This window comes from Hahella sp. CR1 (assembly GCF_029813005.1).
Lineage (GTDB): Bacteria > Pseudomonadota > Gammaproteobacteria > Pseudomonadales > Oleiphilaceae > Hahella.
Genome location: NZ_JAPELK010000001.1, coordinates 626,679 through 643,416, shown reverse-complemented (window position 1 = coordinate 643,416; position 16,738 = coordinate 626,679). Strand labels below are relative to the sequence as shown.

Here is a 16,738-nt window from a genome sequence, read left to right as displayed (position 1 = left end):
TTACTGATGTCGAATCCAGACCGTTTTCAGCAGTTTTTTTCTACAGACTGCCCGCAATTCTTTCGTCCGCTGACCAGCAAATACCGCGAAATGATCGTGGAATGCCTGCGTTTGCTGTATCAACGTTTCTACAGCAGCATGGCGGACTATGGACACGCCCTGAAGCGAGAGCAGATGGTGGAGATCTTCCAAACCGCCCTGACTCGCGCGCCGGAGCTGGAAACCGATGAAGACAGCGAAACTGAAGGGCGTTTCCGTACGGATCGCGACAAGGCCCTGTGGATTCTCAATACGCTGATTGACTACGGCTGGCTGGAGGTACAGGTCGACGAGGTCACGCTACAGTCCAGCTACCACTTCAGCCGTAAAGGGCGTTTGTTTACCCAGCCCTTTGTGGAGCTCAGCGGCGCGTCGGTGCGCACCCGTCACCGCAACACCCGCAATACCCGTAATGCGCTGCGGGCGTTTATTGAAGCCGGCGAAGTCCACGACCTGCTTGACGCCTATGAATACTCCGAGCGTATCATCAGCGACTTCACTGACATTATTACTGAGCTGGAAGATCGCAAGCGCCAATTGGTGAAAGAAATTGAGATCACCGCGCTGATCAAACGAGCCAGCGATGAATTCTTCGACTTCATGGACAAACGCTTCCAGCCGGATTTGTCAGTGCGCCTGTCGGCGGACTCCGTGGAGAAACACCGGGACGAGATCATGTCCCAGGTGCGTCAGATTCGCAGGCTCCCCAAAGAGGCCAAGGCGCACGCCGAAGGCGAGTTGCGCCGTCTGCTGCCGGATCGCGTGGTGGAGGGGCAATCCCTGCTCTGGCTGTTGTTGGATAATATAGAAATCCGGCTCACCAACGCCTGCGACATCATGCTGCCGGCCCTGCGCAGCGCGCTGCGTAACTTCACCCGACGCGCAGATATCATTATCCGTCAAATGAGCTATCTGGCCAGCCAGCGCCATAATGACATGGTGCAGATTTGCCAGGAGCTGACCGAGCTGCCGGCGGAGGAGCAACAGGCGCGCCTGGAGCGCGCAGGCGCCCTGATGGCCAATCTCAATGTGGGCCTTATCGACCCCAAACAGATCAGCCTGCGCGAAGGGCGCCGTAAGATTACCGTGGACAGCCGGGTGCTCAACGATGAGCCGCTGGATCAGGGCGCTCGTAAAGAGTTGTTCATACAACACGCGCTGGATCAGGCATTCGTCATCAATGACGACCGTACCCGACAGTATCTGATTCAGGCGCTGCGGGGCGGCCAACGCATCCAGACCAAACATCTGCCCATTAACGCCGCTCCCGATCTGTTGGCGGCGATGCATGCCGTAGAGCTGGGCTCCGTGTCAGGACTCTCCAGCGAATACGAGTTCGTAGTTGAGCCGACGGGCGATCTGGTCAGCAATGAATATTTACTGCAGGCGGATGATTTCATCATCGAAGTACGACCGAAAAAAGCGATGCAAGACACCTTATGATTCTGAGTCAATGCCTTGAAAATGAACTGTCCTCTGAAGGACTTCAGTTAACGGACTTCAGCGAGCTGGTGCTGCGTCTGCTGGATTACAGCATCATCTGCCGCGATGAAAGCCTGATCGAACAATCTTTGTATGATCGTTACCTGCGCATCGACAAGCTGGTGGACGATTATCTGTCCGTGCTCGGCGTGCGTCTGCTGCATGACCGTCAGTTTCAATATATCCGTGCGTATCCGCCGGGAGCGGAGGCGCCGGGCCTCGACGATGAGGTGGATCAGCCGTTCAACACCGGTTTGCGCGCGCGCCTGAATCAGCAGGAAATCGCCTTGATTCTGGTATTGCGCAGCCAGTACGACAAAGCCCTGCGAGAGGGTCAGGTGGACGATCAGGGCGGCGTCACGCTCAGCTTTGAGGCGCTGTCCATCGCCATGAAGAACCTGCTGCAACGCACCCTGCCGGAGAATCTGACGGAACGCCGCCAGCTGCTGAAGCGCCTGCGTCAGTTGCGTCTGTTGCAATTCAGCCAGGAAGACACGTTGGAAAGCGGCGAAAGCTGGGTCCGTATCCGTCCGCAAATCGTCAACTTCGTCAGCGATGAAGCGCTGTCTGCGTTGCGGGGAGAAGAGGCGCAGCAGGAAGACGCAGCGGCGTCCCCGGAAGAAAGCTAACCGGCGGAAGCTGGCCCAAGGACGGAATAAATAAGGCGGCGTCCACTATCAGTGATTTGAGAGCACCATGTTTCTAAAGAAATGCATCTACGTTAACTGGGGCAACATCCCCAACAGCGAATTCGATTTCGGCCCCATTAACCTGCTTTCCGGGGGCAACGGTTCCGGTAAAACCACGTCGGCGGACGCCATTCAGACGGTGATGACCGCCGCCCACGATTACCTGTTCACCTACAACCCAGGCCAGGATGAAACTACCCAACGGGGTCGCGGCGGCAAGCAGGTGCGTACGCTGTCTTCCTATGTACTTGGTTGCGACGATGGCAGCTTCGCCCGTCTGGAGCCTACCGAAGGCTATATCGCCGCCTGTTTTCATCCAACGACAGGCGAGTCCGCCGAGCCCTTCACCGCCCTTATCTGTTGCCGCGCCCACATCGATCAGGCTGGCTCGCAACGGGTGGCGCGCCAGGACGACCTGTTCTTCCTGATATTGCCGGGGGCGGAAATCAGTCTTTCCGACCTGCAGGGCGAAGACGCCAGCGGCGACAAATTCGTCATGCCCATGGACAAGATCGTGGCGCGCCTGCGCAAGAAATTCGAAGTGGAGAAGTACGACACCAAGAAAGGCTATCTAAAACGCCTTTACGGCATTCTGCGCGGCAAATCTCATGAGGTGCCGGAGCGTGAGGCGATGAACGCCGCTCGCGCATTCTCCCGTTTCATGGCCTATAAGCCGGTGAAAAGCATCAATGATTTCGTCGCAAATGAAATCCTGGAAAAGAAAGACCTGGGCGAAGCGATCCGCTCAGTCTCCGATCTGCTCAAAACTATCCACGGTATGGAGAGCGACGCGTCCCGCCTCAAGAACGCCATTCGCATTCTGAGCGACGCCACGGGCTACGGCGAGAGCTATATTCAACGCTGGATCGATTTGAATGTCTGGCAATACGTCGCCGCGCGCCACCAGTATCTGACGGATCAGGAAGCCTATCTCACCGCTAAGAAGCAGCAGAAGTCCCTGCAGGATGAGAAAGTCTCCAACCAGCAGGAGCGCGACACGCTGGAAGCCCGGCATGACCAGATCGAGGGCCGCCTGCTGGAGCTGACCGCCAAACGTATGGGCCATCAGCCCCTGCAGCAGAAAGACGAGCTGGAGAAGCTGATCGCCGCCAATGGCCGCGCCCTGCACGAACAAGCGCCGGGGCTGCTGGAGCAGAATCATCGTCTGGACGCCATCTTTCAGGCCACCAATAACATCATCAACCTGATGAAGAACCAGAATATCCTGGATGACGTACCGCGTCTGGGGCATAAGGATGTCTGGGCGGGAGCCCTGGAGTTCAGCCAACTGAAACAGCACGGTCAGGTGGATTTCGCCGCCCTGCTGGGACGCGACTGGGTGGATATCTCCCCCCTCGAAAGCCACCTCGATCAGGCGTTATTAATTCAACAGAAAGCCAACCAGTGGCAGCGCCAGTGGCACGATGGAGAAATCAGCGCCGACGGCGTCAGCTTGCGTGACCAAGTCAGTCGCGCCCTGCACCGACGCGAGAGCCTGAATCAGAAGCTGGAGCAGCAACGCCATCAGAAACAGGCGGAAATCGAAAGCCTGGAGACGCGTCAGGTCACTTACCCTTACCACGTCAAAACAGCGTTAGAGGCGATTCGCCGGGAGTGCCCCGAGGCGGACCCCCGAGTGCTCTGCGATTACGTCGAAATCAAAGACCCCAAATGGCAAAACGCCATCGAAGGCTATGTCGGCGGCGGACGCTTCTCGATTCTGGTGGAGCCGGAATACGAAGCCCGCGCCACCCGCATCCTGCGCTCCTTGAAAGGCGGCGGACTGGCGCGCGTGATCCAGGGTGAGAAAGCCCGCCGCGATTGCGAGCGCATGAATCTGGACAAAGATTCCATTATCCATGTCATGGAGTTCAGCCACGCCACCGCGCGCTACTACATCACCGCCAGCTACGGCAACGTGCTGCGGGTGCGTTCGGAGGAGGAGTTGCGAATGACTCGTCGCGGCGTCACCGCCAACGGCCTGGGTTCCGGCTCTTACAGCATGTTCCGTTGTGACGTGGCCGACAGTGAGCTGGTATTTGGACAGGAGGCGCGGGAACGCGCTCTGGACGCAAAGAGAGAAGAGCTGCAGCAAATCCGCATCGAGCACCAACGCGCTGGCGAGCAGTGGCAGGAATTGTCCAATCTGCTGCGCGCCGCGGATCAGATCAAGTCGCTGTCCTACGCCGACCGCCTGAAAGCCATGCTCGATATCCACCGGGAACTGCGCGAAGCGGAAGATCGCCTGGCCCACCTGGACTTGGCTGACTTCGAGCAACTGGAACAAGAGCTGGAGCAACTCAAGCAACAGGACAAAGAACTCAAGCAACGTATTGAGGTTCTTCTTAAGCGGGAAGGCAGTCTGCAAACCGAGCTGGCGCAGAAGGCGGATCTCTGTAAGGCGCTCAGCGAACGTAAAGACGCCTCGGAAACCAAGCAGGACGAGAAAGAAGAGTCCCTGCGCTCAATCGCGTCCCTGTGGCCGAATTTCGATAGCGAAGCGCGGCTGCAGGAAGCGGATCAATGTGCGGAAAGCATCCGTTCCGATCAGCTGCATCTGGAGTTGCAGGATACTCAATCCAACATTGAAAGCCTGGCGCGACAGTTCGAAAACAAGCTGATTGAGCACAACCAGTCAAGCAATCCGCTGGATCAGATCGCCTATCTACCCGACTATGACCAGATGCACAACCGCGCATTCTTCAGCCGCATTTGTGAAGTCAGCCGGGAAATCGACAAAATCCGCAACCGCCTGAAAAACAACATCCTGGTGGAGAAACAAGAGAAGCTGGCGCAGTTGAAACTGGCGTTCAACAACACCTTCGTCACCCATCTCTGCCACGCCATCTATCAGGCCATCAATGACGGCAAGAAGATCCTGGAGGACATGAACCGGGAGCTGGAGCACCATCGTTTCGGCGCCGATCGTGAATCCTTCCGCTTCGACTGGACCTGGGTGCCGGAATTCAAGGAATACTGGGATTTCTTCAAGGAAATCATCGCCCTGCCTAATCTCGGCGAAGGCGCCACGCTGTTTGACGCGGAGTTGTCGAAGAAAGCTTCGCAGGTGCGTGATCGCATGATGGCGATGTTGCTTTCCGACGACGAGCAAAAGGCGATGCGGGAGCTTGAGCGCATCTCGGATTATCGCAACTACCGCAATTACGAGATTTATAAGGAGCCGCAAGGCAAACAACCGATTCCGTTGTCGCAATACGGCACCGGCAGCGGCGGCCAGCTGGAGACCCCGGCCTACATCATCCGCTCGGCGGCGATCACCTCCGCATTCCGCTTCAACGAAGGCGACAGTCATCTGCGTATGGTGCTGGTGGACGAAGCCTTCTCGAAAATGGATGAAACCCGCTCCCGCGAGGTCATCAACTATCTGACCCAGACTTTAGGCCTGCAATTGGTGTTCATTATGCCCACCAGCAAATCCGGCCCCTTCATGGACCTGATCAGCAACCAGTTCGTGTTCACAAAATGCCCTACCACCCGCCCGGTTGGCGAGCTGCAAACCCGCGTTCTGGTGGACAGGCAAAAGTGCAACCAGGAAAAAATCGCCGAACTCTGGGCCAACCACCGCAAACAGATCCGCCACCAGTTCGCTCTGGATTTTATGGAGGAGTTTGGTTGAAGACGTTTTAACTTACGTTTTCAACATGCAAGCCGAGGGCTCCGGCCCTCATGCTTCAGCTATCTATTCCTACGTCACGACGCTACCAATAACTATAGCCGTGAATTTCACGGAAATTGCTCCATACTTAGAGACAACACTGGGTTCAATGAGTTTTGGAGACGCACATGGACAGTCGATCTTGGCTCTTTGGGATTCACCTCATTACCGCACTGTCGCTATCCCTGGCCGCATTTTCGGCGCAGGCCACCGGACGCATTTTCGGCATCGCCGGCAAGAGCGTGGAGGACATCAATTTCATCAACGCCTGGAAGGGATGTGAAGAAGAGGCCCGCCTCAATGACGACACCTGTATTCACATTGGAGAAGTTGGTCCCGCACATTTTCGCACTCAAGACCGTGTGTTGCTGGAGGCGATGGATCGACGCATTGACGGCATTGCCGTTTCCGTCACCAATTCTGAATACCTCGCTGCAAGTTCTTTACGAGCTGCTTCAGAACGCGGCATTCCCATCATTACCTTTGATTCCGATCTGGAAAAACCTCACGACAGCTTGCGTAGCGCTTACGTGGGACCCGACAACCTTGGCTTTGGACGCAATCTCGCCACTCAGGCCATGCGTCTGCGACCGCAAGGCGGCGCTGTTTGTCTGATGAGCGGCGGCCCTTACAACCCAAACCTTAACGCGCGCTTGCTGGGCGTGCGGCAGGTGCTTAGCGGAGATGACGCCTTTCCCGCTGACCGCAAACTCACTGGCGAAAACGGATGGCATGAGCCTGTTCGCTGTCCTTGGTACAACTGGGATAAATACGATCGCGCCCTGCTGCAAATGCGGGAGGCGATCTATAACAAGGAGATCAATGTATTCCTCTCCGTCGGCTCATGGCCTCAGATAGACCTCAATCTTTACCGGGAAGTCATGATGCCGGCGAAGGCTGAGTATCTTGATTCGCTCAACAAGATAGTTGTCATAGGCATAGGCACGCCACTGCCTGAACAGCTGGATCAGTTGAGTGAGAAGCTCGTCCATGCCTTTGTTTCCATTGATTTCGAGGAAATGGGACGGATCAGTTACCGCTATCTGAAAAAGCTCTCAGAGGGAGAGCGAGTTCCTGAAATCACTTATACGGAAAACCGCATCTACCGTTGGGACGATCCCGCCATTATGGAAAGACGCGTCACCAAGGAGTGAGCTGTATAGATTTCAACGCACTTATTCCCCGCATGCCTTGTAAGGGCGGATTGATCACGTCCGCCCTCCGCTTACCGCCTCCTTTCCAGCCGCATAAGCAGTCCGTTACGTTCCGACTTATACAGCGCTTTCTCTCTGATTCTATTTGATATTTTTCCGATAAAACGACCTAACGCCCCTAGGGTTTGCCCCAGGCTACTTCCACTGTTTGCGTCCGTTACACTAACCGGCCCCTTCTTTTCCAAATGACGCATATAGAGTTCCAGCAGACGTAGGTGACAGATATGGACGGAGTAGTACTTGATATCAATCATAACAACCGTGAAGGCGTGTTGAGATGTCATCAAGGCAACCGTTACGCCTTCAGCCTGGCTGAGTGGAAAAGTCAGGAAGCGCCGCGACGGGGAGACAAAGTGGACTTCCTTCCTCTGGGCACGCTAGCGACGGAAATCTATTTTCTGGAAAGGGCCGCCACACCAGAGCCAACGCCTGCGCCAAACGCTTCAGCTCAGGTAGCAACGCCTTCCCCCACCACGCACGCTTCCCCCACGTCGCAACCGCAGTCGAGTGAACGCGTCAACACCAATCCGGCATCAGGCAAGGCCACGTTTTCCCACACCTCTGGCCTGGCGGTGACCAGCTTTATATTCAGCCTCATTGGCCTGTTCTTCTTTGGCTCCCTGATAGCGATTATCTGTGGACATATCGCGCTCCATAAAATTCGGGAAAGCGCTGGCGTACTGACCGGCGCGGGGCTGGCTATCACTGGCTTGGTGTTGGGCTATCTTGGCCTGTTAGGCACTGTCCTATGGATTGGTTATCAGGCGTACCATCAACAGCTCTGATACTCATCTGCTTTCTGTAGCAATCTTTCATTCTGGCGCTCATCACTTACGACCCCCGCGCGTGCTCCTGCTTCCGATTAAACCAATCAATCGGAAGCATAGTTATGATTACCTTTTTAAATAATGAGAATGATTCTAATCTAGCCATAACAAACAAACGGCTACCGTGGTACGGGGGGAGTCAGACATGGTTAAAACGTTCACCTTCGCCATCATCCATTTCAGCGTCGCCTTCACTGTAGGGTACCTGTTAACCGGCGACCTCATCGTCGGAGGCGCTATCGCATTAGTGGAGCCACTGTGCAACACTGTAGCCTATTTCTTTCATGAAAAGGCCTGGGAACGGTTCGGCCGGTTATCCAAGCCCGCCTCCTCTCCCGATGCAGCAGTACATGGAGCCGGCGCCGCAAGCGGTTAACCTTCCTTCCCGACCAGGCGGATCAAGGAGGCGCCATGAACAGTTTTAACACACTCTCCGATTTATCCGTCGGAGACCGCAGCTACCGCATCCATCTACTAAGTTCGATGCCGGCGGAATACAAAGTCGAACGGCTGCCTTACTCCATCAAGATTCTGCTGGAGAATCTGTTGCGGCGAGAAGACGGCTATAGCATCACCAAAGATGACATCGCAGCTCTCGCGCAATGGGACGCCAGCGCCCAACCCAGCGCGCAGGTTGCGTTCACGCCGGCGCGGGTTGTTTTACAGGATTTCACTGGCGTTCCAGTGGTGGTGGATCTGGCCGCCATGCGCGACGCGATGATGAGTCTCGGCGGCGACCCCAGGTTGATCAATCCCCTCGAACCCGTTGATCTGGTCATCGACCACTCTGTGATGGTCGACTATTTCGGCGACCAGGACGCCCTGGCGCGCAACACTCAGATAGAATTCGAACGCAATGAGGAACGTTACAAGTTTCTGCGTTGGGGACAAAAAGCGTTTTCCAATTTCAGGGTAGTCCCTCCCGGCACCGGCATCGTGCACCAAGTGAACCTGGAATATCTGGGACAGGTGGTGATGCAAAAAGAAATCGATGGTGAATGGTTCGCCTACCCTGACACCCTGGTCGGCACTGACTCTCACACCACCATGATTAATGGTCTCGGCGTATTGGGCTGGGGCGTTGGCGGCATTGAAGCGGAAGCCGCCATGCTGGGGCAGCCGGTCAGCATGCTGGCGCCGGAAGTCGTGGGCTTTAAATTCACCGGCAAGCTCGCCGAAGGCGCGACCGCCACAGATCTTGTTCTCACTGTCACGCAAATGCTGCGCAAGAAAGGCGTGGTAGGAAAGTTCGTCGAGTTTTACGGCGATGGTCTCGACCACCTGCCCTTAGCGGACCGCGCCACCATCGCCAATATGGCTCCGGAATACGGCGCCACCTGCGGCATCTTCCCTGTGGATAAAGAAACGCTAGCCTATCTCAAGCTTTCCGGCAGAGAGGACAGCCTGATCAATCTGGTGGAAACCTACGCCAAAGCCCAGGGCCTATGGCGGGAAACAGGCGATAGTCCAGCGCAATACAGTGATACTTTGACACTGGATCTGGGCTCAGTCACACCCAGTCTGGCCGGTCCCAAACGTCCACAGGACCGCGTCGCGCTCTCCGACGCCAAAGCCTCTTTTGAAAACACTCTTCAGGATTATCTGGACCTGAGTTCCGCTTCCGACAACAAGTCGACAGAAGAGCGCAACGGCGATTCTCATCAACTCCAGCATGGAGACGTCGTGATCGCCGCCATCACCTCTTGCACCAATACGTCGAACCCGGCTGTCATGCTGGCGGCCGGGCTCGTGGCGAGAAATGCGCGGCAGCGCGGGTTGACCGTCAAACCCTGGGTGAAAACATCCCTCGCTCCCGGTTCTCAGGTCGTACCGGCTTATCTCAAAGCGGCGGAGCTCATGGATGATCTGGAAGCCCTTGGCTTCAATCTGGTTGGATTTGGTTGCACCACCTGTATCGGTAATTCCGGGCCACTACCGGAAGCGATTCAAAGCGCCATCCGCAAAGACAAGCTCATGGTGACGTCCGTGCTATCCGGTAACCGCAACTTCGAAGGCCGCATACATCCAGAAGTGCGCGCCAATTATCTGGCTTCGCCGCCGTTAGTGGTGGCCTATGCCCTGGCCGGCTCCATGCGTATGGATATTTACAAAGATCCTCTTGGCCAGGACAAGAATGGCGAGAATGTCTACCTGAAGGATATCTGGCCTTCGCAAAAAGAGGTCGCCGACCTTATCGCCGCCACTGTTTCTTCAGAGCGTTATCGCAGCCAATATGCGGATGTTTTTACTGGGACTGACGCCTGGCGCGCACTGCCGGTTCCAGAGGGTAAAACCTACGATTGGCCCGACTCCAGCTACATCAAGAAACCACCGTTCTTTGACGGAATGACTCTATCGCCGCCTGCTCTGCCGAAAATCGAACAAGCGCGGACCTTGGTGAAGGTGGGCGACTCCATTACCACCGACCACATTTCCCCTGCCGGCTCCATCGGCCCGGATAGCCCCGCCGGAAAATATTTACTCGAATGCGGCGTCGAGCAACGGGATTTCAACAGTCTCGGCAGCCGTCGCGGCAATCATGAAGTGATGATGCGCGGCACCTTCGCCAATGTCAGATTACGCAACCAACTGGCGCCGGGAACCGAAGGCGGCTGGACCACACACTGGCCCAGCGGAGAAGTCGTCAGTATCTTCGACGCCGCCTCACGCTACCGGGAGAATGGGACTCCGCTGATTGTCATCGCCGGAAAAGAATATGGCTCCGGCTCAAGTCGCGACTGGGCCGCTAAAGGGGTCAGTTTGCTTGGCGTGCGAGCGGTGCTGGCGGAAAGCTATGAACGGATTCACCGTTCCAATTTGGTTGGCTTCGGCGTTTTACCTCTCCAGTTCAAGCCCGGCGAATCAGCGCAGACATTGAACCTCGATGGAGAAGAAACATACTCCTTCGGTTCTCTGGAAGATTCACCCAAATCAATTACTGTCACTGCCGTAGATAAAGAAGGTTCGAAGAAGACTTTCGACATGGACGTACGCATTGATACGCCAACCGAGTGGGATTACTACCGCCATGGGGGAATTCTGCAATATGTGGTGCGAGATCTGGCCAGCAAGTCGACGTCCTGAAGCTCAAGCCACGTTCAAATCGCGTTAAGAGATTATCCAGGCCGCACAGCGACGCCGCGGCGGCCTGCTTGAACGTTCGCCTCTCCATGCTCGTGTTTTCGAACACTTAATAGCCAGTTTAAAAAATATTGATAACTTGATGTTTTTATATCATATTCATACAAGTGTTATTTACCGCGTCTTTATGGCCATAGCACTATTCCCTAACGCTGAGAGAGGCGGCATTGCAGCTAAGCTCGCCTGTTAAGTCTGGGAAGCTCTACTCAAAACCAACACTCAGCATGACCAAGTACGGTGAACATGACCACCAAGAAAACATCTCCGGAGTTTGAGCGACAGCTGTTTCGCATGGTGCGGGAAGCCAGGTGTATCGGGCGCTCTAATGGAGTTTTCAAAGTCGGCCCTGAATTCTCCACGAAACGAATTGAAAATGTGTTAAGCCGGCTGGGATACAGCTTCGCCTCACACCGCTCAGAGAAAGAAGACGGCGTTTACTGGGAGCTTTGCCTGATGGTTCCAGAGATACTGGAAGAAAGAATTATCCCGACGCATTTGCGTTCAATGTAACGAGACGTCGAAAAAGGAGCGAGTACTTCATGGGCGCTAACGCAGTAGCGCACTCTCGCGAAAATGGAAAGGGAGTTTTTGAGCTAACTCCTGGTTCAGGCCGACGTCTCCGCCGGCCTATTCCATCGGTTAGATCGATTACGCCTGAGAAGATCTCCTGCGCATCGACAAACCGAGCATGCCCAAACCTAGCAGTGCGAATACTCCCGGCTCGGGAACTTCGCTGGTCTCAGCCGCGTCTTTGTCCTTACCGGCGACTCCTGTGAAAAAGAGTTCGTCCAAGCTGTAAGTTTCAAACAGCGCAGCAAATGAGCCTTCCAGGAACTTGATCGAAGAGAAGCCTTGGTCCAGGGCGAAGCCCCAGAAAGTGCCGCTCAACGTCGGAGCCATTTCTTCGACAACCTTGCTGCCGTCCAGCAGCTCAATTTCCATCTTGATGCCAGTCCCCTCTCCTCCGGGGCCCGCCAAGTCCCAAATCCCGCCAAAAGAGGTGGCGCCGCCTTCAAAAGTGAAAACGGTGGGCGCATAGGTGTCGCTAACACGGTCATAGAACTTCCCGCCGCTGACCGTGGAGTGGCTCCATCCTGAAGAAATACTTAGTCCTGAGGTTAACGCGTCCCGGTCGAAACTTTCGACCTCATAGGCTCCTGTTGTTAACGCCCAAGCAGCTTGATCCGTGTAAATGTCTACAATGGCGGCTTGAGCAGACCCTACAAAGGCCACTGCACTACTTGCTAGAAACAATGCATTAATAACCTTGTGCATGGTTACTCCTTATAATTTTGATTTTGGAGTTACCCGAAAGGCACAAAGTATTCCCTGGTTTAAAAATATAATAAAAAACATATCGTTATATTTTTAACCAATATAAAAGTACATTTTCTCAGTAAAGTTAATGGACACGGCCTTTAGATATAGGCCTGACAAAATTTGATCAAACGAGCCTTTCACATTTAAATAGTCACAAAAAAAGATATAGGCCCTAATGAATAAGCCCTATATTTTCATGGATCACATACATAGACTTTTGGGATTATTCTTTAGGAACTATATTTTGGGTTCTATTCAATCAAACCTTTAAAAACAGATAAAAACCCAATAAAGATGACAATGTGCCACGTATTTTGATTAAGGATATCGCCGATTAAACATACAGTTATTCTCTGATGAGATTTCGCGGGAATAACGACACAAAAATCGTCAATATTTTTTACACTTGCAGTTTGCACACTAAAAACAAGTTCCTCTCGCCTTTTAACCTGCGATTCTGATCACAAAATCAGCAGTTAAATGGGGAATCTGCCGCGATTTTTCCCTCATTGGAAGCCTTGGCGACGATCGCGCGCAGCGAAAAACAGATCAAACCATGTCCAATGCAACAGGGAATCTGCGCAGATTTTCATCCAACGACTTTATCCGTTCCGGGCTATCGCCTCGGAAGTAACAGTAGAGTCTAGGCGTTTTATCCGCATTATCGCCTTCTAATTGATAAGGATTGCGAGAGGTCCCCTGGGGTGCGGAGAGGTAATCGCTGATGGCGTACAAATAGTGCTGGTTCAACAGATGTCCCCAGGCGTCGATATCCGTACGCAGGTAGAGGGGTCCGTCAATATCAATGATGGATGAACCGGATTCCCGCAATGGTGAGATGACGCCAAGGCGGGCGACCAGATCATACTGATTGGCGAAGTTTTCGATATAAGGCAGCGCGGTAACGCCACCGCCCATCTCAATGGGCATGTTTACTTTGGCGATATAGGTCATGGTATTGGCGCAATTGGCGAAGGTGTATACCTCAAGCTTCTTGAGCAATTTAATGGCGTAGGCGTTAAAGCCGCTCTTATCCATGAGGCCAAACTGATCCGGCGTAAGATGCGCCAACGCCAAACGGTCAATAAACTCCAGGTTCGCCCAATCATTGCATTCCGGGTTATCTTTCAGTTTCTGCAACGCTTTCAAAGCCCGACTGATTGCGCGTAACACATTGGCTGCGATGATGGTTCCCTGTGAATGGCAGAGTAGCACCACCCGCTCCAGCGCCGGATTTTTCATCGCCTCCAGCAACGCTATCGTCGCCTTAACGTCCGGTTCAGTCATGGTTTGCGGAATATCCAGATCCGGATCGATCTTGAAGCTTTTTCCGACTGCGCACTGAAACAAATCCAAGAGAAACGAGCTGGTCTGGTTGTGGATAACTGTCACCGGGCGCTGAAACATCTGGCTGATCAGCTGCGAGTTAAGCTCTGCAATAGGCTTGTTGGTTAGAATACCGTTGAGGAAAAACCAGCGTTCGTGACTGAATGAGGTGACGGAGTCAAAGGGGTCCGCCTGCTGGAAGTAGCCGCTTGGCCGCCAGAACAGCCGGTTGACGAAGGGCGGAAGAAAGGTCCGCGCCCATTTGTTGGGCAGATGGGAATAGGCGGGGATATTGGCGTCCGCCAGAAATCCGAGCGTACGCTTTAAACGCCAGAGGTCGAGTATGGTGTATTCCGACAGCTCACGATGCGGCGGCGGCCAGCTTGAAATTGGCCCAAAGATGGACTGCAGATAGAACGGCGGAAACATGTTCAACGCGCCGCGCACCACCTTGGCCAGATTGCTCCAGGCGTTTTCTTCAGGAAAGGGGAGAAAGTTGGGTTCGGTATAGCCGGAATCCGGTTCGGCTTTACTGATTACGGGGCTGATTGTTGTCGCGGCCATCACACACTCCCTGCGTCTGGTTGAGCTTTCTTAAGCGTAGTCCCGCTTCGCGGCGGCGCCAAACCGGCGTCCGCCGCACAGCTTGTCGACTCAGGCTGGGTCTTCCCTGCTCTGGGCCGAATCTTATCTTTTACAGACGTTTGATCTCTTCCTGGATTTTTTCCAGTCGCTTCTCATTGGACGGATGCGAACTCAGAAAGCTGGACTCGCCGCCGACTTTTTTCTGCAACGTTTCGATGGAGCGCTTCATTGCATAGGGATCTTTGCCCAGTCTGTGCAGTGATTTCACGGAATACGCGTCAGCTTCCAGTTCGTCCGCCTGAGAAAAACGCGCATTCACTGCCGCGTATGCGATTTGCCCCAATTGCGATTGGGTCAGCTCGCCTACTGTGCCGCCGGCTGAAACAACCGCCTGAAATGCTGCGTCCGTCAGCATTTTCTCACGCATCTGCTTGTAGCTGTGTTTGAGTTTGACGTGGCCAATCTCATGCTGCATGACCGCCAGAACCTGATCGTCAGGCATCACGTCCATCAGTCCGGAGTAGACCCGCACGGTGCCGTCCGCCATGGCGAAGGCGTTGATCTGATCCGACAAATAAACCTTGTAGTTCAGCGTCAGCCCGTCCGCATTTTTCAGATTGCGGGTAATGGCGTCCAAACGCTTGGCGTATTTGCTGCTGGACGGAGCCACTTTATTTTCTTTATCCATTTTGTCCGCCGCCTGTTGGGACACGGACACCACTTGATCTTCCGTGAGGGTGGTGGCCTGCAGCACGCCAGCTCCCAGCGTCAATGCGGAGTCGGTGTAGGCGCCGCTATTGGCGCAACCGGACACCAGGCCCAGGCTCAAAATAGGGGCGGCGACTAAAGGCAATAGATGTTTTCGCAACATTCTCAGGCTTCCTCAGCTATAGTTGAACGAACCCGCCCACAAGCAGGTCCGGATTAAATCATTCAGTCTGATTATCTATTCGGGCGCTAGCGCGACCATTAGAAATTATGCGGACGCCGCTGGCAACCATCCCATAAGCGCCGTCCGCAGGTTACAGCTGCTACTTTGTTTATTCCACAACCGTCAACGTCACTCCCAAGCCGGCGGAGAACTCCTGCAAAGCAGTCAGCTTATCCTGCGACAACTCAGCGCTGAGCATGACATGCTCGGCATATTCCGCAGCCACATTGCGGGCGCCATGTTGATCCAGCCATAAACGCAATACCTGCTCATGGCGGAAGTCACAGCTCAAGCTGATGCTGGCCAGAGTTTCGCGAAGCTGTACCGGCAGTTCCACCATCGCCTGCTGGGCCGCGCCGGAATAGGCTCTCACCAATCCGCCCGCTCCCAGTTTGACGCCGCCAAAGTAGCGAATGACGATCACCATGACATCGCCGACGCCCTTGTGTTGCAGCACGTTCAGTATCGGCTTTCCCGCCGTGCCGCTGGGTTCGCCATCATCAGACATCGCCGCGCTCTGTGCGGATTTCGGATTGCCTAACAGATAAGCCCAGCAATGATGTCCGGCGTCGGGGTAGTCCTGCTTCGCCTGGGCCAGCATCATCATCGCCGCCTCGCGGCTGTCCGCGTATCCGGCGCGAGTGATGAAGCGGCTTTTTTTCACTTCAGAGACAGTTTCCACAGCCGCCGCCGGGGCAAAATAAGACATCAGTCCTCACTCTTGGTATTCCAGTTCAACGCAACAATCAGGTAAGCGACAGGCCTCCGTCCACCACCAGCGTGTGGCCGACCACATAACTTGCACTCTCAGAGGCCAGCCAGACAATGGCTTCCGCCACTTCTTCAGGATCGGCGAAGCGGCCAATAGGCGCCGACGAGGCGGCTTGCTCCTGTTGTGGATTATGGCCGTCTTGCAACCGCGAGGTCCAGCGCGGGGTGCGGGTGGCGCCGGGAGCGACCGAATTGATGCGCACGCCCCGCGTAATATACGACAGCGCCAGAGAACGGGTCAGACTCTCCAGCCCCTGACCAGCGGCGGCGTTGAATGGGTCCGGTTGCAGGCGGAAGCGATTGGCGGAGCTGACATTGACGATAGCGCCGCCGCGCGACATGAGTTCAAGCTCATACTTGAGACATAGCGCCGGCGCCCAGAGTTCGTTTTCCAACGGCCCGCGCAATTGCTCTTCCGACATATCAGTGATGGCGCTCGTGGAGCCGGTTCCCGAGGCGGCGTTGTTCACCGCCATATCCAATGCGCCATAGCGACTCTCGATGTATCCGAACAGGCGGCGCAGGGAGCGGCGATCCGTCAGGTCGCAGGCGTAAAAATCCACCGCATCCAGATCTGGATGCACGGCCTTCGCCTCTTCCCAGTTGGCGTCGTTTCTACCGCAGGTGACCACGCAATCCCCCTGACGCAACAGTTTCTTCACCACGGCCAGTCCGATACCCTTACTACCTCCGGTTACTAACGCAATCCGAGCATTGTCTTTATCCATGAGATCATT

The 16,738-nt window shown here is 54.8% G+C and carries 13 protein-coding genes; 8 read left to right on the top strand and 5 right to left on the bottom strand.

All coding sequences use genetic code 11. The annotated features are described in order from the left end of the window. Window positions 1–6 precede the first annotated feature (6 nt). From ONV78_RS02830 to ONV78_RS02795, 8 genes are all read left to right on the top strand, one after another. Window positions 7–1,482 carry a Wadjet anti-phage system protein JetA family protein gene (locus ONV78_RS02830; protein WP_279500925.1) on the top strand — a complete coding sequence of 492 codons (1,476 nt, stop codon included), beginning with the start codon at window positions 7–9 and terminating at the stop codon, window positions 1,480–1,482. Continuing rightward, window positions 1,479–2,150 carry a DUF4194 domain-containing protein gene (locus ONV78_RS02825; protein WP_216736583.1) on the top strand — a complete coding sequence of 224 codons (672 nt, stop codon included), beginning with the start codon at window positions 1,479–1,481 and terminating at the stop codon, window positions 2,148–2,150. Before ONV78_RS02830 ends, ONV78_RS02825 begins: the two co-directional genes overlap by 4 nt. Before the next feature lie 67 nt (window positions 2,151–2,217). Beyond that, window positions 2,218–5,847 (top strand): SbcC/MukB-like Walker B domain-containing protein, encoded by a 3,630-nt coding sequence (locus ONV78_RS02820; RefSeq protein ID WP_279500923.1) that lies wholly within the window; start codon window positions 2,218–2,220, stop codon window positions 5,845–5,847. 167 nt (window positions 5,848–6,014) lie between these two features. Continuing rightward, complete coding sequence (locus tag ONV78_RS02815; protein WP_279500921.1) at window positions 6,015–7,040, top strand: substrate-binding domain-containing protein; 1,026 nt, start codon at window positions 6,015–6,017, stop codon at window positions 7,038–7,040. A 284-nt stretch (window positions 7,041–7,324) separates the two neighbouring features. Continuing rightward, window positions 7,325–7,885 carry a DUF4190 domain-containing protein gene (locus ONV78_RS02810; protein WP_279500919.1) on the top strand — a complete coding sequence of 187 codons (561 nt, stop codon included), beginning with the start codon at window positions 7,325–7,327 and terminating at the stop codon, window positions 7,883–7,885. 187 nt (window positions 7,886–8,072) lie between these two features. After that, window positions 8,073–8,303, top strand: a complete 231-nt coding sequence (locus ONV78_RS02805; protein ID WP_127974208.1) for a DUF2061 domain-containing protein — start codon at window positions 8,073–8,075, stop codon at window positions 8,301–8,303. A gap of 35 nt (window positions 8,304–8,338) precedes the next feature. Further along, window positions 8,339–11,011 (top strand): aconitate hydratase AcnA, encoded by a 2,673-nt coding sequence (acnA, locus tag ONV78_RS02800; RefSeq protein ID WP_279500916.1) that lies wholly within the window; start codon window positions 8,339–8,341, stop codon window positions 11,009–11,011. A 300-nt stretch (window positions 11,012–11,311) separates the two neighbouring features. Then, window positions 11,312–11,578, top strand: a complete 267-nt coding sequence (locus ONV78_RS02795) for a hypothetical protein (RefSeq protein WP_216736588.1) — start codon at window positions 11,312–11,314, stop codon at window positions 11,576–11,578. 138 nt (window positions 11,579–11,716) lie between these two features. On the opposite strand, the gene ONV78_RS02790 is transcribed toward ONV78_RS02795, so the two are convergent. The 5 genes from ONV78_RS02790 to ONV78_RS02770 all read right to left on the bottom strand — a co-directional run bounded on the left by ONV78_RS02790 (window position 11,717) and on the right by ONV78_RS02770 (window position 16,729). After that, complete coding sequence (locus ONV78_RS02790; protein ID WP_216736589.1) at window positions 11,717–12,343, bottom strand: PEP-CTERM sorting domain-containing protein; 627 nt, start codon at window positions 12,341–12,343, stop codon at window positions 11,717–11,719. 594 nt (window positions 12,344–12,937) lie between these two features. Continuing rightward, window positions 12,938–14,278 (bottom strand): hypothetical protein, encoded by a 1,341-nt coding sequence (locus ONV78_RS02785; protein ID WP_279500911.1) that lies wholly within the window; start codon window positions 14,276–14,278, stop codon window positions 12,938–12,940. A gap of 130 nt (window positions 14,279–14,408) precedes the next feature. After that, window positions 14,409–15,170, bottom strand: coding sequence for a M48 family metallopeptidase (locus ONV78_RS02780; RefSeq protein ID WP_216736591.1), 762 nt, complete (start codon window positions 15,168–15,170; stop codon window positions 14,409–14,411). A gap of 169 nt (window positions 15,171–15,339) precedes the next feature. After that, entirely contained in the window at window positions 15,340–15,939 is a 600-nt protein-coding gene (locus tag ONV78_RS02775; protein ID WP_279500908.1) for a YigZ family protein, read from the bottom strand. A gap of 37 nt (window positions 15,940–15,976) precedes the next feature. Next, the gene (locus tag ONV78_RS02770) at window positions 15,977–16,729 is read right to left on the bottom strand and encodes an SDR family NAD(P)-dependent oxidoreductase (RefSeq protein WP_279500907.1); all 753 of its coding nucleotides are present in this window, start codon (window positions 16,727–16,729) and stop codon (window positions 15,977–15,979) included. Between the last annotated feature and the right edge of the window lie 9 nt (window positions 16,730–16,738).